This window comes from uncultured Veillonella sp. (genome assembly GCF_963522475.1).
Lineage (GTDB): Bacteria > Bacillota > Negativicutes > Veillonellales > Veillonellaceae > Veillonella.
Window position 1 is genome coordinate 26,238 of sequence record NZ_CAUQYW010000004.1, and the last position, 21,873, is coordinate 48,110.

Consider the following 21,873-nt stretch of genomic DNA (forward strand, 5'->3'; position numbering starts at 1 on the left):
TGATATTATTATACCATATATTCATAATTAATATATGGTATAAATCTCATATCTCATACTAGTTATGCATATTATATTAATATTTAAAATATTGTTAACTTTCTATATATTAATATCGTATAAACACATAGCCTATAAGCTTCATCTATTTATACGAAATTAATAATTTAAAATTAGAATTATATACATGTATAAATAAAAGCCCCTCTAAAGGGGCTTTTACACGTTTCTTATGACTTTTATTCATAATGAATAAAAATATATTTAGCTTTAACGTTTTTGTAATATAAATAACTCAGGTGGATTATTTATTTGATTCATTGGCTGCCAATGACATACATTATACAATCTCTGTTCTAAATCTGATAAAAACGATTTAAGCATCTGCATTTCTTCTAACCCTTCTGTAGTTCCAGGATAAGAAATAATTGTGATAATTCCAGATTTAGATAAATTTTTTAAACCTTCCTTTATAGCATCAATAGTTTGATACGGTTTAGTTATAATATGATGATCACTACCAGGTAAATATCCTAGGTTAAAAATCATTAAATCGATAACTTCATCTTTTAATTGATTAGCTAATGCACGATCATGCGAGTTATGAATAAATGTTAGGCTAATATCTTTAGCTATATCGTTCGATTGCAATAATTCTTGGCTATTATTAATAGCTGTCATTTGAATATCGATGCCATATAAATGACAGCCTTTCTCTGCTCGTTTAGCTAAATATAATAAATCATGCCCGTTACCACATGTAGCATCTACTACAACACTAGCGTGTTTCATTACTCGATCCCAGACTAAATGTTGAAACTGAACAGCATTGTTAATGTTAATCACATAATCACCCCACTTGAGATTTTATTATTATAATAACTCGTCACGACGAGAGGCTAATTTTTTAAATAATGTACCAAAGAAACATTGATCTTTAAACCGTACAAATAAACAATATACTGGATTAGAGCTTACATGTAATTTTTCTTTATTGGTAAACGTATAATCAAATGTACCGTCTATACAAATATGTAATTGAGGTTCACGTTCAGGCATAGTAATTTGTATTGTATCATGCTCTTCCAATACAAGTGAAACACCTTGAATCAGGTGTGGCGCAACAGGTGTAACAATGATAGATCTATTGTCAGGTTTCATAATAGGACCACCTGCAGATAGATTATACCCCGTAGATCCAGTTGCAGAAGAAATAATCAAGCCATCAGACGGATACATTTGCGTATGTTGGTTATTTATAGACATGTTAATACGTGCCATTTTAGCTGGCTCAGCACGGGTGATAACTATTTCATTGATAATGGGAACGAGTTCTTCTTCATGTCCATCATTACGATTAATGTAAGCATATAGATGACCACGTTTTTCAATATTGTAATCCCCTTGCGCAATACGTTTAATATGACTTTGCATTTGGTGAACTTCAATTTGATTTAAAAAGCCTAATTCACCTAGGTTAATACCACAAACAGGTACATTATATGGATAAATTTGTCTTGCCAGATGAATGATAGTACCATCACCACCAAAACTAAAGGCAATATCAATTTGTTTAAAGATTTCTGGACGACTTAAAATATGAGTTGTAGGAATCTTAAGTACTCGTGCAGGTGCATCTGATTCGAGATCATCTGGCAAAAATACTTCGATACCTTCATCTTTACAAATATGTGCAGCCATTTTTAGAACTGCCATAATATTGCTTTTTCCCATATTAGGGAAGAATCCGATACGCATAGCAATCTCCTATAAAGAATGAGCTTCTGCAACCACTGTATCTATTAAAATATCATCAATGGTTAAAGCCCCTTCTTCGTACTTTTTAAAATAACCTAAAAACTCAATATTACCTTCCATACCTTTAATTGGTGAAAAAGTTAAGCCGTGTACATACAATCCACAATCATAAGCCACATGTAAGATACGATGTAAAACTTCTTTATGGATTTCCGAATCTCTAACAATACCACCTTTACCAACATTTTCTTTACCCGCTTCAAATTGCGGCTTAACCAAAGCTACAAGTGATCCTGTATCTTTCAATAATGTGGTAGCTACTGGTAATACTTTATCTAAAGAAATGAAAGCAACATCTATAGAAATAAAATCTGCGAGTTCTCCTAATTGCTCAGGTGTAACAGTGCGGATATTTTGTTTTTCCATGTTGATAACACGTGGGTCTTGGCGTAACTTCCAGGCGAGTTGGTTATAACCTACATCGATGGCGAATACTTTAGCAGCGCCATTTTGCAAGGCACAATCTGTAAAACCACCTGTGCTGGCGCCGATATCAACCATAACGGCATCTTGTAAATCGATAGGATACGTTTGAATAGCTTTTTCTAACTTTAGCCCACCACGGCTAACATAAGGTAAAGTGTTGCCCTTTACTACGATATTAGCCTCTATAGGAATTTTGGTTCCCGCTTTATCAATACGTGTTGTATCCATAAAGATTTGGCCAGCCATTATTGCTGCCTTTGCTTTTTCTCTACTTTCAAAAAGTCCTCGATTAACGAGAAGTATGTCTAAACGTTCTTTACTGCTCATATCACACCATTATAAATATAATAAAATTGAATACCTGCTACTAAAATACCGAGAATTAATCCTCCAAATACCTCTATTGGTGTATGTCCTAATAACTCTTTTAAGGCCTCTTTACGAGTAATGACAACTGGTATGTTTTTCTTTGTAAAATAGTCTACAATTTGATTTAGAATTTGAGCTTGTCGACCGGCTTCTAAACGCACGCCAGAGGCATCATACATGACTACAATTGAGAATACCAAGGATAGAATAAAGAGATCAGATACCCCATTTTTAAGATATATGGCTGTAGTTGTAGCGATTACAAAGGATGTATGAGAACTAGGAAATCCTCCAGAACCTACAAGGCGTTCAGGACGGAATTTCCCATATCGAACTAGTTGCCATACGAATTTGATAGCTTGAGCAGTAAACCAACCCCAAAATGCGGCTTGCGCTATGTAATTGTGTGCTATTTGTGGTAATATATCAATCATTATTTATACCTTCTACAGGTAATATAAATTAATTAGTACGTTCTAAAAGATAATCAATTAAAGCCGATAATATAGATGTATCATAAGAAACAGAGTCTAATGCATCATGAGCTTGTTGTCCTACTAAAGTGGCTTGATTTTTAGCGCTCTCTAAACCTAGTAAGGATACGTAGGTAGATTTATGTTGGCGAATATCACTACCAGGAGTCTTTCCTAATTCTTCAATTGTTCCAGTTACATCTAAAATATCATCAGTGATTTGGAATAATAATCCTAAACAATTAGAATACTTCATGAGTGCTGATGTAGTCGCACTATTTGCACTCCCTAGAATCAAACCAAGTTCTACAGAGGCATTAAATAATGCACCTGTTTTTCCACTGTGTAAAACTTTTAACTCTTCTAGTGGGATATGGTTATCTTCACTGAGCATATCAAAGGCTTGACCACCGACCATACCTTCAGGGCCTGCTGCAGCAGCTACGCATTGAATAGCATCTATTTTTTGTTGAGGCGTAGCAGTTTTATTCTTAGTCATTAACTGAAAAGCATAGGTTAATAAACCATCACCGGCTAGAATGGCCATACCTTCACCATATACTTTATGATTAGTTAAATTACCGCGACGATAATCATCATTGTCCATAGCTGGTAAATCATCATGTACTAATGAATAGGTATGAATACACTCCATAGCACATAGAAATTCTTTATAATCGGCAGGATTTTTATGAAGCATTTCTAGTACAGCTTTTGACAAGATAGGTCTAATTCGTTTGCCACCTTGCATTAAGCTATAATTCATGGATTCATATAGTGGTTTAAATTCTTGATTAGGGCTTGTTAATACTTGACTTAACCATTGTTCAATAGTTTGTTTGCTAGACGCTAAATAGTCTTTGAACATAGAATCTCCTTATTCGCTGATGCGGACTTCTTCGATAATTCGTTGAACTTCATTTTCAACTGAATCGAGCATTTCTGCACATTCTTTTACTAATGTTAAGCCCTTTTTATATTGAGTTAAGAGTTCAGAGATGGTCATATCACCATCGTCTAATTGTTTCACAATATCCTCTAAGGCTTTATATTTCTTTTCATAATTTTTTAGTGATGCGGCCATCTTTGTGCGCCTCCTTTACCGTAGCATTCACATAACCATCAGCAAGTGTAACTCGTATATCATCCTTTGGATGTAAATGAGTAACAGACGTTATAGGTTTATCATTATGTTCAACCTTTGCAAACCCTTTTACCATCATTTGTAATGGATTAAGAGATTCTAATTGTTGAGCTAATAATGCTAAACTATGTTTCTCTGTATTGCATCGTTCTTTTGTAGCATTAGTTAATGATTGTGAAAGCTCTTGTAAATGCGTTTTCTGTTTATTTAAAAATTGTAGAGCTGGAATACCTAATCTACGATTAAAGAGCAATGTTAAATCTGTACGTTTCTGCTGTAATGTATAACGTATAAACTCGTGTAGGTATTCTTCTTTTTCTGTTAATTGATCTTGTAGTGTAATGATAGGAAGTACAGCCATTTCTGCAGCGTGACTTGGCGTTGCTCCACGAGCATCTGCTACATAATCACATAAGGTATAATCTGTTTCATGACCTACTGCTGAGATAACTGGTGTATTAGCAGTATAAATAGCCTCTACAACTGCTCTATCATTGAAACACCATAAATCCTCCATAGATCCACCACCACGACCAACGATGATAAGGTCTACCTCTGAGTCGGCATCAGCCGCTGCTATTCCCTTAGCTATAATAGGTCCTGCTGTATTACCTTGGACAGGAACAGAGAACAATTTAAATTGAACTAATGGGTTTCGTCTTTCGCTGACATGTAAAATATCATGTAATACAGCGCCGGATTGAGATGTAACAATCCCTATGCAACTTGCCATGTACGGAAGACTTTGTTTGTGGCTGTCATCAAAGTATCCTAGCGCCGTTAACTCTCGTTTTAACGCATCAAATTCGAGCTGTAATGGGCTTTTAGACCCTATTTGCATATCCGATGCAATGAGATTTAAACGCCCCATTTTATTGTAAAAATTAACAGATGCTTTCACAGTGACTAATAATCCATTTTGAATGGCATTAGCCAGTCCTTTTTGCATAACTGTACTAGACCACATGGTAACATCAATAGCGGATTCTTCATCTTTTAAAGAGAAATACATATGACCACTACTATGACGCTTTGCGTTAATAATAGTGCCGCTAACATAAAGATTCTTAAGTAGATATTCACGGTCTAAGGTGCGCTTTATAAGATTGTTTAATTGTGTAATGGTTAATACATTCACGATTATCCTCTAATTTCCTCTAAAAAAGCGGCGCCAAAAGCATTGCCAGTGGCATTATCAACAGAAAATTGTGGTTGTGCCACGTGTAATGTAATGTGATTACGCATACAATAATGCTCCATTCGATGACGAAGTATACTATTGCTCATTACACCACCTACGGCAATTAATGTTTTAACAGATTTATGTTTTAAATGATAACTAATCATTTTTTCTAATGCATTGCCTATAGAAGTGAATACAGCTCTTGCCAAATTAGACTTTTCTATATCATTTATAGAGTCACTAATACGTCGCATAGCTGCACTACATGGCCCTGCAAAGCTTATCCAACCTTCTTTTACAGAAGATGGTAATGGTTCATATTCTGTAGTTTGTAATGCTAATGCCTCAAGATGCTTACCTGCAGGAAATGGCAAACCCATTGCAACACCAATACGATCTACATATTGACCGCCTTGTAAATCCTTAGAGCCGCCAATAATGTGAGACTCAAATATGCCTTCTCCTTTATAATGACAATATACAAGCTCCGTAGTACCACCTGATAAATGAAGTGCTAAAAATGGATCTTTAGGAATTGTTTTTAATTCTCGAAGGGCAGCTAAAATATGATTTTCTTGATGTGCAAAAACTTGTAAAGGTACATTCATCACATGACTTAAAGATTGACCATGCCCTAGCCCTACTATAAAGGCTGGCATATAGGAATTTTCCTCACGTCTAGGAAAACCACTAACACCGATACCACTAATTGGTAGTTGTGGCAATTCAGATATCAACTTAGGCAATGCCTTTGTATGTTGAAAGACCATATTTGATTGTTGTAGTCCTCGCTCACCCTGTTTGACCTCTAATATTTTGCGGGCTTCCCCAACTATTTGAAAGTCGCTATCTATAATGGCACAACTTGTAGTGTAGCAACTAGTATCAATGCCTAAGTAAAATCGTTTCATTATTTACTCTTATTATATGCATCTAGAATTGCATTTATTAATTTATAGGAAGAATCAGAACCAAAATTTTTAGCTAATTGAATAGCTTCATTAATAGCTATAGATGGTTCTAAAGGTTCATCTTCATTTGTCATTTCCCATAGAGCAATACGTAAAATAGCACGATCAACCTTGTCTAAGTTTTCAACTTTACGTGATTTACAAAATGGCTGTAATCCTGCATCTATAATTTTAGAAGCGGATAATACACCATTTATAATATTATTTGCATAGGCCTTATCCATAGATTTATGCATATGTCCTTCTGGAAATTGAACATCATTTTGGTCTACATGAAATTCATTAGCATATAACATTTGAAATGCGTATTGACGTGCTTCACGTCGATTTCGCTTAATTACCATGTGGAGTTGGCTCCTTTTCTTTAACAATACCTTCAATATGAACATCAACCTTAACATGATTAAGATCAAGCATATTCTTTAAGGTTTGTTTGATTTCTAACTGCAATTGTTTGGATAATTCAATAAGATTGTATCCATACAAGGCTTTAATATAAATATTGATTTCAATAAAACCTTTACGATGTTTAACATTGATACCTGGTAAACTACGTTGACCAAAGGCATGTGTAATGCCCTCTACTAATTCATCGTAAAAGCGCGGGCTTAGAGAATGAATACCGGGAATCGTAGCTAACGTTTTAGTAGCTACATCGATGATGACAGAGTCTGCAATATCAATGGTATCCATATCTAATCCATAGTTTAATTGATTGTCTGAACTCATATAGATACCCTCCTAAGGCTGTGATGGTGTTACTAAGTCATCAAAAATAATGTCTTGTACCACTATATCAATAGTTTGCACTTCAATTTCTGTATAAGAAACTAAAGCTGTTTTTATGCGTTCTTGTAAACGTAATGCTACATCAGGAATACGGTATCCATACTGAATACAAACATATAATGTTACAGAAATAGCACCTTCATCATTAAATGATATCTTGACACCTTCATGATCAGATTTGCGTCTAAAGAAGGTATTAACACCATCATTAAAGGTGGAACTCATATGATGTATACCCTTTGTTTCGAGTGCTGCCATAGTCACAATCGTAGCATATACATCTTCATTTATCTTAATTTTACCAGACTCTAGTTCAGTATTTTTCTTGGTCATACTGGCCTCTTTCAAAAAAAAGCACTTGTCCCTATATATAATTACATAGATGACAAGTGCTTACAGTGCAAATGTTAGGATATATGGGGAATAAGATTCCATAAAAAGATCTAGCCCCAATACATATCAATAAGTATTAGGCACGTTCAATGTATTGACCTGTACGAGTATCAATACGAAGTACATCATCTACTTCAATGAAGAGAGGTACTTTTACAGTGTAGCCTGTTTCTAAAACAGCTGGTTTGTTACCACCAGTAGCAGTATCCCCACGGATACCAGGATCTGTTTCAACTACGCGAAGTTCAACAGCTACAGGTAAATCGATACCGATTACGATACCTTGGAAGAACATGATGGATACTTCCATATTTTCTAGAAGGAAGTTTTTAGCATCGCCTAATTGTTCAAGGGTAAGTTCAACTTGATCATAAGTTTCGTTATCCATGAATGTATAAGAGCCGTCAGACTCGTATAAATATTGCATACGACGACGATCAACATGTGCTTTAGGCACTTTTTCACCTGCATTGAATGTACGCTCTACTACAGAACCAGTTTGTAAATTTTTCATTTTAGTACGTACGAATGCAGCACCTTTACCTGGTTTAACGTGTTGGAAATCAACTACTTGCCATACATTACCGTCGATTTCAACGGTTACACCTGGACGAAAATCATTACTGGAAATCATCTAACTCTTCTCCTTCTAAATACCTATTTCAATTAACTCTTTTGGACTATGTGTCAACACCTCATAGCCGTCAGATTTGACGATGACACTATCCTCTATTCTCAATCCGATAGTACCTGTAATATAAATGCCAGGCTCTACCGTAATGATCATATTTTCTGCAAATACCGTATCGGATTTAGTATTGGCCACTGGTTCTTCGTGTATCTCAAGACCTATGCCATGACCAGTACCATGATTAAATTCCTTGGTATATCCATGTTCTTTAATATAATCACGACAAACTGCATCAAGTTCTTTGCCAGTTATACCAGCTCGAACTGCAGTTACGCCACGTTTTTGTGCTTCTAAAACTATACTATATAACTTCTTTTGTAATTCAGAGGCAGGCCCCATTACAATAGTTCTAGTCATATCGGAATGATAACCCTTATATACTGCACCAAAGTCAAAGGTGACAAAATCACCAGCTTCGATGACCTTATCACTGGCTACACCATGAGGCATACTAGACCGATTACCCGATGCAACAATGGTCGCAAAGGAAGGTTCCTCTGATCCACGTTTTAACATTTCTGACTCTAATATAATGCGCGCTTCATTTTCTGTCATTCCTACTTTTAGTTGTGGTATCAACGCAGCAAAAGCATCATCACCAATTTTAGCAGCTTTACGCAATAACTCTAATTCGTCTTCACGCTTAACCGCACGTAGTTTAGCAAAATTGATAGATGTAAAATTAAAGCGTTCATCCAATGTATCACATAACGTTTCATACGTATCAACAGGCATTTGTTTGCCTTCGATTCCAAATAAACCTTCGTGAATATGATGCTCATTGAATATGTCTACAAGAGTACCCATAACAGAGGACGCATATTGAATGACTATATACCCTTCACATTGTTTTGTAGCTTGTTCAGTATATCTAAAATCGGTAATCATAAAGGCCTTATCTTGTGTAATAATAGCAAAGCCTGTTGTACCGGTAAAACCAGCAAAATAATGTAAATTTATAGGGCTTATCAAAATGACGCCTGTTAATTCTTGCTCTTTAATATACTGTTGTAGCAGATTTAATCCATTCATAATCATGCTCCTAGTCTATAAAGTACAATTAATCTTACCATAAAATACCTATATTGAATAGAATTTTATGCTATTTTTTGAAAGCCTCTATATCAACTAAGGTCAAGTCCTGTACAGAACCAACCTCTTCGATACCGGTTAAGTCTATATGACCTATGGTTAGACGCTTTAAATATGTCACGGTGCCACCAGCAGCACCAATCATACGTTTCACTTGATGATATTTGCCTTCTTCAATTGTAATATGCACGGATTTCGAGGATATAACATCAATTAAAGCGGGCTTACAATGTGTCCCATCGCCTAGAATAATCCCCTCTTTTATACGTTGAATTCCTTCTTCGGTTAATTCACCTTCGAATTCTACATAATAAACCTTGGATACATGTTTATTTCCATTGATAATGGAGTGTCCCCAAACACCATCATTGGTAAGTAATAGTAGTCCCTCGGTATCCTTATCTAATCTCCCCACAGGGACTACCCCCATTTTAATATATTCTGGTGGCAATAGATCCATTACAACAGGATGGTTTACATCCTCCACTGCAGTAACATAGCCTTTGGGTTTATGAAATTTAACATAGTAATACTGCTTAGTATTAACTATTTGATTATCAACTGTAATTTCATCAGACTCAATATCAAGGTGAACATCTTTTTTTGTTGCTATGTTACCATTAATACGAACCCTTTGATCCTTTATGAGTTGATGAACCTCTTTTCGACTGCCATAGGCTTTATTGGCTAATAATTTATCAAGTCGCATTATACATGTCCTTGTAATAACTCAACATGAGCCGTATCATTGAGCAAATTCAAGATATTATGATCATATTCACCCATACCATTGTAGAAGATACGGTTAATAGCCGTATTACCTTGACTAAAATTCCAACAATGACTAATAGAAATATCTAATAATTTGCATAATAAGGTTCTAATAGTTCCTCCATGACATGCAATTAAAAGTGTTTCCTCTTCATCATTGACATTGAGAAATTCTTCTAAACCTGTCCATGCACGATCTTGCAAGTCTTTGAAACTTTCTCCATTTGGTACCTTAACTAGATGAGGTCGTAAGTACATTTCATCAATTAAACCTGGCCATCGTTTTTCAATCTCTGAAAATAACATAGCTTCCCAGTCACCGAAATTTAATTCTCGTAATCGTTTATCTACTGTGATAGGTGTATTGCGATCACCTCGAATTGTTTCGGCAGTAACTAAAGCTCTACTCAAGTCACTAGATAAGATGCGGTCAAACGTAATATCTTTAAGGGCCTCACCACATGCTTTAGCTTGATTTAGACCATTCTCGTTTAGAGGAACGTCTGTAATGCCTTGATATTTCCCCATTTTATTCCAATCAGTTTCACCATGGCGCACAATATATAATGTTTTCATAATTTCCCTATACTTTCAAAATATCTGTTAGTTTCTCTACTAGTTTGATATTAGTTTCATGATCTTTAATAGCAATGCGAACCCAGTCATTATTGAGACCTACATAAGAATCACAATTGCGTACGATCATATTATATTTCTTCAGATTTTCATTAATGGTGTTAGCTGTAATGCCTTCACGATTAATTTGGAACAACATAAAATTGGCGGAAGGTGGATATACGGTAATTCCTTCTATAGCATGTAATGCATCATACATAAATGCTCTTTCTTCACATAATTCTTGTTTTGTTCTTTTACTATAATCTGCATCATTTAAAGCTGCCTCTGTATATGCTTGTGCTAATGTATTTACAGACCAACTAGGAATATATTGATGTAGTTGACAAATTAGTTTTTCATTACCAAAAGCAGCACCGATTCGAAGGCCTGGGACAGCATAAAATTTTGTGAAAGAATGAACCACAATGACATTATCAAATTCATTGACTAACGAACGCATAGATTGCTCATTATCTCGTAATGGGTCATTGCCAACAAAGTCAATAAATGACTCATCTATAACTAGCAAGCTATTGGCATCTTTCAACATACTCGCTACAGTACGAATATGTGTTTTATCTAGTAATGTTCCATCTGGATTATTAGGATTGCCTAAAAATACAATAATGCGACCATCTTGACCTTTTAATTCAGCAGCAAAGGTTTCTAATGCCAAATAAGGTACTTCAAAATAAGGTTTTCCATTATCATCTTCCCGAGATCGATAAAAAATATCACGCACAGGAATCTTACTTGCTTCAAGAGCCTCTTTATACTCAGAAAATCCCGGTGCAGGTACAAAAGCACCCGTATATTCTGGTAAACGGCAAATAGCATATAATAACTCAGCGGCACCATTACCAACTACAATTTGTTGTTTATCCATCCCATACGTATCGGCAATAGCATTTAAAACATCGTCATTTGTAGCATCTGGGTAGTGAGAAATATACCGTAATTGAGTATGTAATGCATCCAATCCACCTTGACTAGGTCCAAGTGGATTAATATTGGCGCTAAAGTCAATTACCTGATATGGTTCAATTTGTTGTTCATGGGCAAACTGAAATATATTGCCCCCATGTATCTTAGACATTTGGTTCTCTTTCTGTTAAATATATTATCGTTTAATATAGGTTAAACCTTCATTCGTGGTTTCTACTGTATCCACATAGGATAGCTGAGGTAACTTACGCATGATTTCTTGTTTACAATCATCGATGCGACCATAATCTACAGGGAATAAGAGCCCCATAATGGTACCGCTATGAGCTATGATTGTGCCTACACTATTATAGTAATTCCCTATATCGTGAAAGTCATATAAATTTGGTTTATATAGTATACGTTGATTACCAAAAGCACTCAATGTAGCTGCTTGACCAATTAAATTGATATCATGTGTATTCAAGCCTTGCTTAAATAAATCGAGTGATTCTTGTATAATCAACTCTTTTTCTAAAATTTTAGTTTGTAAATGTATTTGTTGATTAAATGATATCGTATCAATACTACCGCCTTCATCAAATACAAGGATTTTTAATGGGGGACACATGCCTAGTGATTGAGAAATGGTTCCTTTAATATAATCAAACTGAGTTACACCTGGATAAAATGAAGCATCTGTAGGCTCTACAGTTAAGCAAATTTGCTCCAATTCCTTTAGCGATAAATCATAATTCATAGCTAACGCTGTTGCCATAGCTGTTACAGAAATATCCGCAGAACTTGATGCCATCCCTTTACCTTGTATAATATCAGATCGTACATATACAGGTGGACAAGATTGGTTTCTATTTTTTTTTTGTGATAAATATTGTACTAATTGTCTTGCCTTAGCAGACTTCGGTTGTAATGCACAATACTGTTTTGAAAATGGATGTGCTACATTACTTAATGCGTAGGAGTAACGATTAATAGGACAGGTCACTAAGAATGACTGGCCATTAATAGAACCTTGTAGAAATTCCCCACATGTACCTGGGGCTCTTACATAATAGGTCACATTAAACTCCTTTCATATCAAATAGAAATAGTAATTATTATAAAGAATCCATTGGAATCTGATGATTAAAACATAGTAGTATTGGATGCAACGGTAGCAGATAATATGGATAAAATAACGATATATACAAAGAGTAAAATCACTTCTGTAATTTCTACAACGAATCCATATGTATCACCTGTAGTACCACCTAGTTGCTTAACAATATAACGATTGAGTATACGATTGATAATATAGGTAATTATCATGCTAATGATATTGATTTGGAAAATACCTAATGTAGCATACACTAATACACCTAATCCTACAACATATCCTACATCAGCTATAGAAAAGATAGCATATGCACCATATAAAAAAGTGTATAAGATTACGCCAATTATTAGGATTACAATAGGCATAAAGAAGGTTGAAAGTGTATTGTAAGTAATAACATGTTTAGGTGCTAAATTAGCAAATGCAGCACCCATTCCCTCTTTTCTCGCATACGGATACGATCGAATACTCAATACAAGGGACCAACGACTCATTAAAGGCATCATAATCAGTGCCATAGGAATAAACTCTGCTGTAGGAATTGCTGTTAATAATTGCCATTTTAAAAGTGTAACAAATACAAAAGCAACAACACCAAAAGATCCTATACGACTATCTTTCATAATTTCAAGCTTACGTTCTCTCTCTCGTCCTGAAAATAGACCATCACTAGTATCCATTAGACCATCTGCATGGAGTCCACCCGTGATTAAGAATTCCGCTACAACGATGATTAGCATCAGCGGCACTAATGGTATAAAAGGTGATAATATTCCATATAGTAATGCTAAGATAAGGCCGATAACTAAGCCTACATATGGAAAGGCTGCAACGGACTTTCCGAAATCCTCCATTGACCACTCTGTTTGATTGACGATTTTTAAACGTGTTAAGAATTGTAAAGCTATAAAGAAAGGTGTCATTATACATTCATCCCATAAGTAATGACTGTACTAATAATTACCATTAGTATAGTCGTAAAATACATCATATAAATTGTACGTGTAATATGGTTACGATTTAATTTTTCAATAGGATCCCCCATGTACTCACGAAAGGTCATTTTTTTGAAATATTGGTTGTAACCACCTAAACGAATATGTAAAGCACCCGCAACAGGTGCTTCTGCATAACCGCCATTAGGGCTAGGATGCTTATGAGCATCACGCAAGCCTATTTGGAGGGCTTTTTTTGCATCATACCGTAAAAAGAATGCAGCGATAATCAATAATATAAAGGTGATTCGCGCAGGGATCCAATTAAGGACATCGTCAAAACGTGCCGCCACACGACCAAAGTATAAATACTTTTGATTTTTATAGCCCAGCATGGAATCCATAGTATTTGCAGTTCTATATATAATTGCACCCATTGGACCACCAATGATAAAGAAAAATAAAGGTGCAATAATTCCATCTACTGTATTCTCTGCAATTGTTTCTACAGCAGCTCGTGTAATTTCACTTTCATCTAATTCTTCTGTATCACGACCAACAATCCAAGATAATCGCTTGCGAGCTTCTTTAATATTATCTTGCTTAATTAATTGGCTAATAGTAAAGCCTGCACCAGCTAATGATCGTGGAGATATAGCAATATATAGAATAATTACTTCAAAAGCGTATTCTACCCATTCATCAACTACACCACCAAGCCATAGAATCAAAGATACAATAATATATACAGAAACAAGGATTAAACCTACTGCTATACCACCGTACCATAGTTTTTTTGTGTCATTATCAGTATCTTTATAGAGAACGGCCTCAAAAAAAGATATAATACGGCCAATAATGGCTACAGGATGGTATTTACTATTGGGATCGCCAATGAGTAAATCTAATATAAATGCTAAGATTGGTATACATATAAAGCTATACTTTGTAAACCAATGCAATACTGTTAAATGTTCCATATATTCCCCTATTACCCCAAGGTAGACATAATATAATCCATATCTAAGTGTTCCTCCACAATATCTGCTAAGCGATTATACGCCGCATTTTTGTGTTCAAAATAGCGGAATACTACGTCTAATGGTTCTAACCCCTTACGTTTACGCAATTGATTAATAATAAAGCGTCTAAAATCATCATTGTCGAATACACCGTGAATGTATGTCCCCATGACTTGATGATTGCCATCAATAAATCCATCGACTACATGTACTGCTTCTTCACTACGGCTAGTAATTGTAAAACAACGGCTTACTGTATCTACTAATGGTGTAGTATCACCCATATGGATTTCATAGCCTACTAAATTTTCACCTGTGAAAGTACCTTTTAAAAACTGTAGATTAGATACATTAAACTGTACTTGGTGTGTAGTTTTTTGGTCCTTCATAGTTGTAGAGGAATCTACCAACCCAAGACCTTCAATTTCTTCAATATCTCCTTCCATATGATGCGGATCATATATTGTTTTGCCTAACATTTGATTGCCCCCACATACACCGATAACAGGCGTACTTTGGTCAGCAAGTTTTTTTATTTCATCAGCAAAGCCTGAATCACGAAGATATGTAAGATCCGCTAATGTATTCTTAGAGCCAGGTAGAATAATCAAGTCCGGCTTGCCAATAATATCTCCAGGCCCAACAAATCGAACAGATACATCTGGTTCATAATTTAATGCATCGAAGTCCGTAAAGTTAGAAATTTTAGGTGTCTGCATAACTACAACTTGAATTTCTTTAGCACCACTATTACGTTTGTTTTCTAGTGCCACAGAGTCTTCTTCATCAATATCAAGATTTTCAATAGCTGGGATGACACCTACTACTTTTTTACCTGTTTTTTCTTCAATAAAAGTTAAGGCTGGTTCAAGAAGTTTGATATCTCCACGAAATTTATTGATAACAATACCTTTAATAAGATTTCGTTCTTCTGGTTCAAGCAATTCTAATGTACCCACAATAGATGCAATAGCACCACCACGATCGATATCAGCGATGAGATATACAGGTGCTTTCGTCATCTTAGCAATGCGCATATTTACGATATCATTAGCCTTGAGATTCACTTCTGCAGGACTACCTGCACCTTCAATAACCATCATATCGAAATTGGAATCTAAGAAATCGATAGATTCTTTTACCTTATCTAGAGCTGTTAAGGAATATTTTGTATGGTATTCTTTAGCACTATAAACGCCCACAGGTTTACCCATCAATACAACTTGAGAAGATTGATTACCTGTAGGCTTTAATAACACAGGGTTCATTTGTACAATTGGATCTATGCCAGCAGCCTCAGCTTGCGCTACTTGAGCACGACCAATTTCATCGCCCCATTTTGTTACATAAGAATTGAGGGCCATATTTTGAGCTTTAAAGGGAACAGTTTTAAAACCTCTTCTATAAAAAATACGGCATAATGCAGTACATAAAATACTTTTGCCTACATTGGAACTTGTTCCTTGGAACATAATTTTCTTAGCCATTTATATGAACCTCCTGAGATTTTAATTCAATGGTAACACCACTAATCGTTAAGTATAATTTGTCAGCCTCAGTTGCTACTGTTCGATTGACGCGGCCTGCAATATCTCTAAAATATCTGGCTAGCTTATTATCTGGTACAATACCAAGACCAATTTCATTAGTTACAAATATAACTATTTTATCATCACTTACTTTGATTAGATTTAATAATGCTTCTAATTCTGAAAGTACCGTATCTTCTAACCGATTTGCATCTTGTTGGCCTTGAATTGACCCATGTGCCATCATATGATTTGTTGTAAACATGGTTAAACAGTCTATGAGTATTACATCCGCTACACTGCTAATATGTTGCCACTCTTCGGCCAAATATAGTGGTATTTCAAAATTCGTCCATATATTACCACGTCGCTCTTGATGTTTCTTTATACGATCAACCATTTCATCATCAAAAGCTTGTCCTGTTGCTACATAAGCTTTTCGACCTTCTGTAGCAAGAGCTAAACGTTCTGCAAATTCACTTTTTCCACTTCGTGCCCCACCGGAACACAATATAATTTGGGATTTCATAATGCACCTATACAAGAATTTATAATTTCAGTATCATTATAAGTATAACAAAGGAGCGATACTATGGAAATTATGAATATGAAACTAAAAATGATGGCTACTTTATGGGATAATACCTATCGTGTTGCCATTGACGATGGACAAGGTAAATATATTGGCACTGCACGTGTAGTAGTAAATGTTCCACTACCGCCTGAAGCGTTACCAGAAAATGCACCTCAAGTAGAACCACAGTTGTTGGTTTTAGTAGAAGATTTTGATTTCGGAGCTGATAAGATTATAAACTTCGAAACAACACTTTCTGATTTATTGAGAGAAAAATTCCGCTATGAAATTCCTCATATTTTCTTCTACTATCCAAGTCCTCATGATGTTTTAAACCAAACGATTTCACAATAAGGTCTATAACGAGCAAAAAGCTATGTAAAATACATAGCTTTTTTTGTTTATTCGGCTCCAATTTCCTCTTCTACACGACACATAATAAAGCAAAGATCGGATAGACGGTTTAAATATTTCAAATTAGATTCGTGAACGCTTTCACCAGCATCTAATACGCGCCATAAATCACGTTCCGCACGTCGGGTAATCGTTCTCGCTACATGTAAGTACGCTGAAGATTGTTTTTCACCAGGAATCACAAAATTAGATAATGGTTCAAGCTTTTCATCAAAGCGATCAATAACCTTTTCTAAATGTTTAACATGTTGTTCTGTAATCACTGGAGCAGTATTTAGACTTGCAATATCGGCCATTAAAGTCCACAAGTTGCGTTCAATATCATATAATTCAGTAGCAACGCGTGAATTTTCTGCATAGGAACGAGCCAAGCCTAAAAATGCTTGCAATTCATCAATTGTACCATAAGCTTCTACGCGTAAAGAGGATTTAGGTACTCGTTCACCAGTATATAAACCAGTTGTACCAACATCACCTGTTTTTGTGTATACACTACTTGCCATATGTATTACCTCCTATAGATATACATAAATGTAGAAAGAAAAGCTACATAATTTCAACATTGAGATTATTTGTATTCTGGGAACCAAAGATGAATTTCACGAGCAGCAGCCTCTGGAGAATCAGAAGCATGTACTACGTTTGCATCCATTGTTAAAGCATAGTCACCACGAATACTACCAGGGGCAGCATCTACAGGATTTGTGGCACCGTTTAAAGCACGTACGGATACGATGGCATTGTCTCCGGCCAATACGAAAGCAAGAACTGGACCAGATGTGATGAAATCAACTAATTCACCGAAGAATGGTTTTTCTTTGTGTTCAGCATAATGCTCTTCCGCTAATTCACGAGGTACTTGTAAAAGTTTTAACGCTCTAATGACAAGACCTTTACGTTCATAACGGCTAATAATTTCACCACTTAATTGACGCTTAACTGCATCTGGTTTTATTAAAACTAATGTTTCTTGCATGATATCCTCCTGTAGATATTAATTAAAATAATGCTTTCTCTTTATATTTAGGATTCATTGCTTGTTTTTTTAGCTTTTCAATACGTTCTTCTGTACGAGGATGTGTACTAAAAAGATTACTCAAGCTTTCACCAATACCCATCATAGGATTAATAATAAACATATGGGCTGTTGCATTACTTGCATTCGGTAATGCACCATGTTTAGAATAGTAATCGATTTTAGCAAGAGCAGAAGCTAAGGCTAGTGGGTTACGACACATGTCTCCACCACCTTCATCCGCTAAGAATTCTCTGGCACGAGAAATGCTCATCTGAATAAGACCTGCTGCGATAGGAGCAATAATTATGGCACCTATTAACTCTAACGGGTTAGAGCCTTCACGGTCATCTGAACGACCAAATATAGCTGAGAATTGAAGCACATAGGCAATCATAGAAATTGCGCCTGCCATCATGGCAGCAATAGTACTGATCAATGTATCACGATGCTTAACATGGGTTAATTCATGTCCTAGAACACCTTCTAGCTCGTCATCTGTTAATAGTCGTTGAATACCTTCTGTAACAGCAACTGCTGCATGACTCGGATTTCTGCCTGTTGCAAATGCATTAGGTACATCACTTGGAATGATATACACTTTTGGCATTGGTAACTTACCATTCTTAGCCAAACGTTCTACCATACCATATAATTTTGGGTTAGATTGTGCAGTAACTTGTTGTGCATCATATTGTGCTAAAACGATTTTGTCGCTATACCAATAGGACATAAAATTCATGCCCATGGATATAACGAACATAATCATCATACCACTTCTACCGCCAATCATATCACCTAAGACCACTAAAATGGCCGTCAAAGTCGCTAATAAAAGCGTTGTTTTTATATTGTTCATAGTTTCCTCCAATTATAGTTATAGACTATGCCTAACGCTATAATTATACCACAAACTAAATAATTGATGCTCCTGTACTATCGGCTTCTAAGCAATATGTTCTATTTTCAATTCCATTAGATGTAAATACAGCACCCATAGCGTCTGCTACAGCTTGTACGTGGGCTTTATCAACATAGGCGATTAAAGTAGAACCAGATCCACTGATAGTAGCGCCATAGGCTCCGGTAGCTTTGGCGGCCTCAAAGGCTGCATCACAATAAGGTATTAATGTTTTGCGATACGGAACATGTAAATTATCATCCAATGCAACAGATAAATTACTTAATTGATGTGTAATTAAACTTGTTACAAATAAAGATGCATGACTCACATTTTGGACTGCTTCTTTAAATGGTACATGATTAGGTAAAACAGAACGAGCATATTCTGTTGAAACCATAACTTCAGGTACTACTACAGCAAAATGCAATTCCGATGGAACAGAGATGACTGTATTAAGTACTTTTGTTTTTAAACCCGTAGCACAGCATAAATTACCAAAAATAGCAGGTGCTACATTGTCAGGATGTCCTTCCATACGGTTTGCAATAACCAACAATTCTTCTTTATTAAGGGGCTGTTTAACTAATGCATTGGCTAATAAAAGACCACCTACAATAGCTGTACTACTGCTACCAAGTCCACGAGATGGTGGAATTAAAGTTTCTGAAGTAATGTGTCCGTATTGAATAGGCTCTTGTGCTGTAGCAAAAACTTGATCCATGGCAAATCCAATAAGATTCTTTTTAGGATCTTCAGCACGTAAAATGTCTGCGCCAAAACCTTCAAAAGTATAGGTGTATTCTGTAGCTTTTACATCAGGTGTAAAGCTAAAAATGTTGTATAGATTGAGTGCCAAACCTAAGCAATCAAAACCAGGTCCACAGTTAGCACTAGTGGCTGGTACTTGTACGCGAATAGTATTCATAGTTTAAGCTTCCATTATACGAATGATACTATTAACAGCCTTAACAGAACGCAAGCTGTTAAAGGAATCGATAAGATTTAAAATATAAGATCTAGGGCATTTAGAAGTAACAATTGCAAGAACAGCTGTTTCCGGGTCCATATTTCGTTGAACGATGGATAAAACAGAAATCTTTTGCTCTGCCAATTTAGCAGAAATTTTGGCTAATACTCCTGTTTTATTATCTACTTCTAAACGCAAATAGTAGCTAGATTGGATTTTACCAGGAGAATAGATATTTTTTTGATCATAATAGAATGGTTTCAATCGACCAGTTTCGTTGTACGAAACATTTTTAGCTACTTCCATGATATCGGACACTACAGAGCTACCTGTAGGCAAGCTACCTGCACCACGACCATATAACATGACATCATCAATACCATTACCTTTAACATAAATAGCATTATAAGAGCCACGAACAGATGCTAAAGGATGTGTTGTAGGAATAAATGCAGGGTATACGTTTAAAGATAAGCCTTGGCTAGTTTCTTTAGCAATACCTAATAACTTAATATTGTAGCCAAACTCCTTACCGAATTTTATATCTTCTGTATCTATGCTCGTAATACCTTCTACAGATACGTCTTCAAAGAAGATACGACGATTAAAACTAATAGACGCTAGGATAGCTAATTTACGTGCTGCATCTAGACCTTCAACGTCAGCTGTAGGATCCGCCTCTGCATAGCCAAGGTCTTGAGCTTCTTTTAATACATCTTGATAACTAAGACCTTCTTCAGACATTTTCGTTAAAATAAAATTTGTTGTACCATTCATAATACCAATGAGTTCAGTAATACGGTTACCTGCTAAGGACTCGTATAATGTACGAATGATTGGAATACCACCTAATACAGATGCTTCAAAGCGTAAATCTACGCCGTTTTTACTAGCTAAGTCTAATAAATATGGACCAGATTCTGCTAATAAGTCTTTATTTGCAGTTACGACATTTTTCTTAGCCTTTAACGCACCTTCTACACAATCTTTAGCAAAAGTTGTGCCACCCATTAATTCTACAACCATTTGAATGGAATCATCTTTTAATACTTCATCAATATCAGTTACATATTGAGCTGTTTCAGGCAACGTAATATGGCTATATTTATTAGGATTACGTACAAAAATCTTAGAAATCTCAACATTAACACCTGTACGATTTCTAATTAACTCAGCATTGTCTTGTAACAAATTAAATGTACCTTGTGCAACAGTACCAAAACCTAATAACGCAATTTTTATAGTGGTCATAATTGTCCTACTCTCTTAATTAGCCTATGCTTGGCCTAAAATTTCTACTTTAATAATGCCCTTCATGGAGCGAATATCCAATAATAAATCTTCCAATGAACCTTGTAGATCTTTTGTTTCAAATGAAATACTACTATTGGCAATACCTTGTAAAGGAATATCTTGATTGATTGTTAAAATACTACCATTACGTTCTGCAATTGCTTTGAGCACGCTAGATAACATACCTGACTCATTAGACATGGAAACATAAATACTAACTATTTTGCCTTGAGCAATTTCAAAAAAAGGGAATACATAATCTTTGTACTTATAATACGCAGAACGACTTAAATCCATTTTTTCCACTGCTTCATTAATAGTTTTAACTTCACCTAATTTTAAAATTTCTTTTACCTTAATTGTCTTTTTTATAGCTTCAGGTAAAATATCCTCTTGTACCAGATAAAACTTATCTTTTTTTTGTTTAGTCATAGAACACAC

28 protein-coding genes are annotated in these 21,873 nt (G+C 35.4%); 1 reads left to right on the forward strand and 27 read right to left on the reverse strand.

The genetic code is table 11. The annotated features are described in order from the left end of the window. Nucleotides 1-270: 270 nt before the first annotated feature. The 21 genes from RWP19_RS03345 to cobU all read right to left on the reverse strand — a co-directional run bounded on the left by RWP19_RS03345 (nucleotide 271) and on the right by cobU (nucleotide 16,794). Entirely contained in the window at nucleotides 271-792 is a 522-nt protein-coding gene (locus RWP19_RS03345; protein WP_314356464.1) for a class I SAM-dependent methyltransferase, read from the reverse strand. Between the two features lie 81 nt (nucleotides 793-873). Then, nucleotides 874-1,758 carry an NAD(+)/NADH kinase gene (locus tag RWP19_RS03350; protein ID WP_314356465.1) on the reverse strand — a complete coding sequence of 295 codons (885 nt, stop codon included), beginning with the start codon at nucleotides 1,756-1,758 and terminating at the stop codon, nucleotides 874-876. Nucleotides 1,759-1,767: 9 nt separating this feature from the next. Continuing rightward, nucleotides 1,768-2,571: a TlyA family RNA methyltransferase gene (locus RWP19_RS03355; RefSeq protein WP_314356466.1), complete on the reverse strand. Its 804-nt coding sequence runs from the start codon at nucleotides 2,569-2,571 to the stop codon at nucleotides 1,768-1,770. Beyond that, nucleotides 2,568-3,047 carry a divergent PAP2 family protein gene (locus RWP19_RS03360; RefSeq protein WP_295257644.1) on the reverse strand — a complete coding sequence of 160 codons (480 nt, stop codon included), beginning with the start codon at nucleotides 3,045-3,047 and terminating at the stop codon, nucleotides 2,568-2,570. Before RWP19_RS03360 ends, RWP19_RS03355 begins: the two co-directional genes overlap by 4 nt. Before the next feature lie 28 nt (nucleotides 3,048-3,075). Then, complete coding sequence (locus tag RWP19_RS03365) at nucleotides 3,076-3,954, reverse strand: farnesyl diphosphate synthase (RefSeq protein WP_314356467.1); 879 nt, start codon at nucleotides 3,952-3,954, stop codon at nucleotides 3,076-3,078. Nucleotides 3,955-3,963: 9 nt separating this feature from the next. Continuing rightward, nucleotides 3,964-4,170 (reverse strand): exodeoxyribonuclease VII small subunit, encoded by a 207-nt coding sequence (gene xseB / locus RWP19_RS03370; protein ID WP_314356468.1) that lies wholly within the window; start codon nucleotides 4,168-4,170, stop codon nucleotides 3,964-3,966. Further along, a complete protein-coding gene (xseA, locus tag RWP19_RS03375; RefSeq protein WP_314356469.1) occupies nucleotides 4,145-5,368 on the reverse strand; it encodes an exodeoxyribonuclease VII large subunit in 1,224 nt (407 codons plus the stop codon). Before xseA ends, xseB begins: the two co-directional genes overlap by 26 nt. Nucleotides 5,369-5,370: 2 nt before the next feature. Then, nucleotides 5,371-6,324, reverse strand: a complete 954-nt coding sequence (locus RWP19_RS03380) for a metallohydrolase (RefSeq protein ID WP_314356470.1) — start codon at nucleotides 6,322-6,324, stop codon at nucleotides 5,371-5,373. Further along, nucleotides 6,324-6,728: a transcription antitermination factor NusB gene (nusB, locus tag RWP19_RS03385; RefSeq protein WP_314356471.1), complete on the reverse strand. Its 405-nt coding sequence runs from the start codon at nucleotides 6,726-6,728 to the stop codon at nucleotides 6,324-6,326. Before nusB ends, RWP19_RS03380 begins: the two co-directional genes overlap by 1 nt. Continuing rightward, a complete protein-coding gene (locus RWP19_RS03390) occupies nucleotides 6,718-7,113 on the reverse strand; it encodes an Asp23/Gls24 family envelope stress response protein (RefSeq protein WP_295257655.1) in 396 nt (131 codons plus the stop codon). The genes nusB and RWP19_RS03390 overlap by 11 nt, the downstream gene beginning before the upstream one ends. A gap of 12 nt (nucleotides 7,114-7,125) precedes the next feature. Next, complete coding sequence (locus RWP19_RS03395) at nucleotides 7,126-7,506, reverse strand: Asp23/Gls24 family envelope stress response protein (protein WP_295208619.1); 381 nt, start codon at nucleotides 7,504-7,506, stop codon at nucleotides 7,126-7,128. A 136-nt stretch (nucleotides 7,507-7,642) separates the two neighbouring features. Continuing rightward, entirely contained in the window at nucleotides 7,643-8,200 is a 558-nt protein-coding gene (gene efp, locus RWP19_RS03400; protein WP_004695799.1) for an elongation factor P, read from the reverse strand. Nucleotides 8,201-8,215: 15 nt separating this feature from the next. Then, a complete protein-coding gene (locus RWP19_RS03405) occupies nucleotides 8,216-9,289 on the reverse strand; it encodes a Xaa-Pro peptidase family protein (RefSeq protein ID WP_314356472.1) in 1,074 nt (357 codons plus the stop codon). Nucleotides 9,290-9,359: 70 nt separating this feature from the next. Further along, nucleotides 9,360-10,058, reverse strand: a complete 699-nt coding sequence (locus RWP19_RS03410) for a pseudouridine synthase (protein WP_314356473.1) — start codon at nucleotides 10,056-10,058, stop codon at nucleotides 9,360-9,362. Beyond that, on the reverse strand, nucleotides 10,058-10,696 hold the full coding sequence (cobC, locus tag RWP19_RS03415; RefSeq protein WP_314356474.1) for an alpha-ribazole phosphatase: 639 nt from the start codon (nucleotides 10,694-10,696) through the stop codon (nucleotides 10,058-10,060). The genes RWP19_RS03410 and cobC overlap by 1 nt, the downstream gene beginning before the upstream one ends. 7 nt (nucleotides 10,697-10,703) lie before the next feature. After that, complete coding sequence (locus tag RWP19_RS03420) at nucleotides 10,704-11,834, reverse strand: threonine-phosphate decarboxylase (RefSeq protein ID WP_314356475.1); 1,131 nt, start codon at nucleotides 11,832-11,834, stop codon at nucleotides 10,704-10,706. A gap of 24 nt (nucleotides 11,835-11,858) precedes the next feature. After that, on the reverse strand, nucleotides 11,859-12,743 hold the full coding sequence (locus RWP19_RS03425) for a GHMP kinase (protein ID WP_314356477.1): 885 nt from the start codon (nucleotides 12,741-12,743) through the stop codon (nucleotides 11,859-11,861). Between the two features lie 65 nt (nucleotides 12,744-12,808). Continuing rightward, entirely contained in the window at nucleotides 12,809-13,702 is an 894-nt protein-coding gene (gene cobS / locus RWP19_RS03430) for an adenosylcobinamide-GDP ribazoletransferase (protein ID WP_295208633.1), read from the reverse strand. Beyond that, a complete protein-coding gene (gene cbiB, locus RWP19_RS03435; RefSeq protein WP_314356478.1) occupies nucleotides 13,702-14,694 on the reverse strand; it encodes an adenosylcobinamide-phosphate synthase CbiB in 993 nt (330 codons plus the stop codon). The genes cobS and cbiB overlap by 1 nt, the downstream gene beginning before the upstream one ends. A gap of 11 nt (nucleotides 14,695-14,705) precedes the next feature. After that, the gene (locus tag RWP19_RS03440; RefSeq protein WP_314356479.1) at nucleotides 14,706-16,223 is read right to left on the reverse strand and encodes a cobyric acid synthase; all 1,518 of its coding nucleotides are present in this window, start codon (nucleotides 16,221-16,223) and stop codon (nucleotides 14,706-14,708) included. Continuing rightward, on the reverse strand, nucleotides 16,216-16,794 hold the full coding sequence (cobU, locus tag RWP19_RS03445) for a bifunctional adenosylcobinamide kinase/adenosylcobinamide-phosphate guanylyltransferase (protein ID WP_024066073.1): 579 nt from the start codon (nucleotides 16,792-16,794) through the stop codon (nucleotides 16,216-16,218). The genes RWP19_RS03440 and cobU overlap by 8 nt, the downstream gene beginning before the upstream one ends. 63 nt (nucleotides 16,795-16,857) lie before the next feature. Between cobU and RWP19_RS03450 the strand changes: the two genes are divergently transcribed. Next, nucleotides 16,858-17,193, forward strand: a complete 336-nt coding sequence (locus tag RWP19_RS03450) for a hypothetical protein (RefSeq protein WP_005386666.1) — start codon at nucleotides 16,858-16,860, stop codon at nucleotides 17,191-17,193. 47 nt (nucleotides 17,194-17,240) lie between these two features. On the opposite strand, the gene RWP19_RS03455 is transcribed toward RWP19_RS03450, so the two are convergent. The 6 genes from RWP19_RS03455 to RWP19_RS03480 form a co-directional block, all read right to left on the reverse strand. Continuing rightward, nucleotides 17,241-17,756, reverse strand: coding sequence for a cob(I)yrinic acid a,c-diamide adenosyltransferase (locus tag RWP19_RS03455; protein ID WP_314356480.1), 516 nt, complete (start codon nucleotides 17,754-17,756; stop codon nucleotides 17,241-17,243). Nucleotides 17,757-17,821: 65 nt separating this feature from the next. Next, entirely contained in the window at nucleotides 17,822-18,229 is a 408-nt protein-coding gene (ndk, locus tag RWP19_RS03460) for a nucleoside-diphosphate kinase (RefSeq protein ID WP_314356481.1), read from the reverse strand. A gap of 22 nt (nucleotides 18,230-18,251) precedes the next feature. Beyond that, a complete protein-coding gene (htpX, locus tag RWP19_RS03465) occupies nucleotides 18,252-19,127 on the reverse strand; it encodes a zinc metalloprotease HtpX (protein WP_314356482.1) in 876 nt (291 codons plus the stop codon). A 55-nt stretch (nucleotides 19,128-19,182) separates the two neighbouring features. Continuing rightward, on the reverse strand, nucleotides 19,183-20,097 hold the full coding sequence (thrB, locus tag RWP19_RS03470; protein ID WP_314356483.1) for a homoserine kinase: 915 nt from the start codon (nucleotides 20,095-20,097) through the stop codon (nucleotides 19,183-19,185). Between the two features lie 3 nt (nucleotides 20,098-20,100). Beyond that, complete coding sequence (locus tag RWP19_RS03475; protein WP_295257674.1) at nucleotides 20,101-21,390, reverse strand: homoserine dehydrogenase; 1,290 nt, start codon at nucleotides 21,388-21,390, stop codon at nucleotides 20,101-20,103. Nucleotides 21,391-21,414: 24 nt separating this feature from the next. Continuing rightward, nucleotides 21,415-21,864 carry an ACT domain-containing protein gene (locus RWP19_RS03480; protein WP_295208657.1) on the reverse strand — a complete coding sequence of 150 codons (450 nt, stop codon included), beginning with the start codon at nucleotides 21,862-21,864 and terminating at the stop codon, nucleotides 21,415-21,417. Between the last annotated feature and the right edge of the window lie 9 nt (nucleotides 21,865-21,873).

Bases quoted from the DNA above. Each gene is read 5' to 3' on its own strand.
- cobC (WP_314356474.1), bottom strand. From the start codon at position 10,696: ATGAAAACATTATATATTGTGCGCCATGGTGAAACTGATTGGAATAAA.
- RWP19_RS03360 (WP_295257644.1), bottom strand. From the start codon at position 3,047: ATGATTGATATATTACCACAAATAGCACACAATTACATAGCGCAAGCC.
- RWP19_RS03455 (WP_314356480.1), bottom strand. From the start codon at position 17,756: ATGGCAAGTAGTGTATACACAAAAACAGGTGATGTTGGTACAACTGGT.
- cbiB (WP_314356478.1), bottom strand. From the start codon at position 14,694: ATGGAACATTTAACAGTATTGCATTGGTTTACAAAGTATAGCTTTATA.
- RWP19_RS03420 (WP_314356475.1), bottom strand. From the start codon at position 11,834: ATGTCTAAGATACATGGGGGCAATATATTTCAGTTTGCCCATGAACAA.
- RWP19_RS03395 (WP_295208619.1), bottom strand. From the start codon at position 7,506: ATGACCAAGAAAAATACTGAACTAGAGTCTGGTAAAATTAAGATAAAT.
- RWP19_RS03345 (WP_314356464.1), bottom strand. From the start codon at position 792: ATGAAACACGCTAGTGTTGTAGTAGATGCTACATGTGGTAACGGGCAT.
- RWP19_RS03450 (WP_005386666.1), top strand. From the start codon at position 16,858: ATGGAAATTATGAATATGAAACTAAAAATGATGGCTACTTTATGGGAT.
- RWP19_RS03480 (WP_295208657.1), bottom strand. From the start codon at position 21,864: ATGACTAAACAAAAAAAAGATAAGTTTTATCTGGTACAAGAGGATATT.
- RWP19_RS03390 (WP_295257655.1), bottom strand. From the start codon at position 7,113: ATGAGTTCAGACAATCAATTAAACTATGGATTAGATATGGATACCATT.
- RWP19_RS03350 (WP_314356465.1), bottom strand. From the start codon at position 1,758: ATGCGTATCGGATTCTTCCCTAATATGGGAAAAAGCAATATTATGGCA.
- RWP19_RS03440 (WP_314356479.1), bottom strand. From the start codon at position 16,223: ATGGCTAAGAAAATTATGTTCCAAGGAACAAGTTCCAATGTAGGCAAA.
- RWP19_RS03365 (WP_314356467.1), bottom strand. From the start codon at position 3,954: ATGTTCAAAGACTATTTAGCGTCTAGCAAACAAACTATTGAACAATGG.
- RWP19_RS03405 (WP_314356472.1), bottom strand. From the start codon at position 9,289: ATGAATGGATTAAATCTGCTACAACAGTATATTAAAGAGCAAGAATTA.
- RWP19_RS03380 (WP_314356470.1), bottom strand. From the start codon at position 6,324: ATGAAACGATTTTACTTAGGCATTGATACTAGTTGCTACACTACAAGT.
- nusB (WP_314356471.1), bottom strand. From the start codon at position 6,728: ATGGTAATTAAGCGAAATCGACGTGAAGCACGTCAATACGCATTTCAA.
- thrB (WP_314356483.1), bottom strand. From the start codon at position 20,097: ATGAATACTATTCGCGTACAAGTACCAGCCACTAGTGCTAACTGTGGA.
- RWP19_RS03410 (WP_314356473.1), bottom strand. From the start codon at position 10,058: ATGCGACTTGATAAATTATTAGCCAATAAAGCCTATGGCAGTCGAAAA.
- RWP19_RS03475 (WP_295257674.1), bottom strand. From the start codon at position 21,390: ATGACCACTATAAAAATTGCGTTATTAGGTTTTGGTACTGTTGCACAA.
- ndk (WP_314356481.1), bottom strand. From the start codon at position 18,229: ATGCAAGAAACATTAGTTTTAATAAAACCAGATGCAGTTAAGCGTCAA.
- efp (WP_004695799.1), bottom strand. From the start codon at position 8,200: ATGATTTCCAGTAATGATTTTCGTCCAGGTGTAACCGTTGAAATCGAC.
- xseB (WP_314356468.1), bottom strand. From the start codon at position 4,170: ATGGCCGCATCACTAAAAAATTATGAAAAGAAATATAAAGCCTTAGAG.
- htpX (WP_314356482.1), bottom strand. From the start codon at position 19,127: ATGAACAATATAAAAACAACGCTTTTATTAGCGACTTTGACGGCCATT.
- RWP19_RS03355 (WP_314356466.1), bottom strand. From the start codon at position 2,571: ATGAGCAGTAAAGAACGTTTAGACATACTTCTCGTTAATCGAGGACTT.
- cobS (WP_295208633.1), bottom strand. From the start codon at position 13,702: ATGACACCTTTCTTTATAGCTTTACAATTCTTAACACGTTTAAAAATC.
- cobU (WP_024066073.1), bottom strand. From the start codon at position 16,794: ATGAAATCCCAAATTATATTGTGTTCCGGTGGGGCACGAAGTGGAAAA.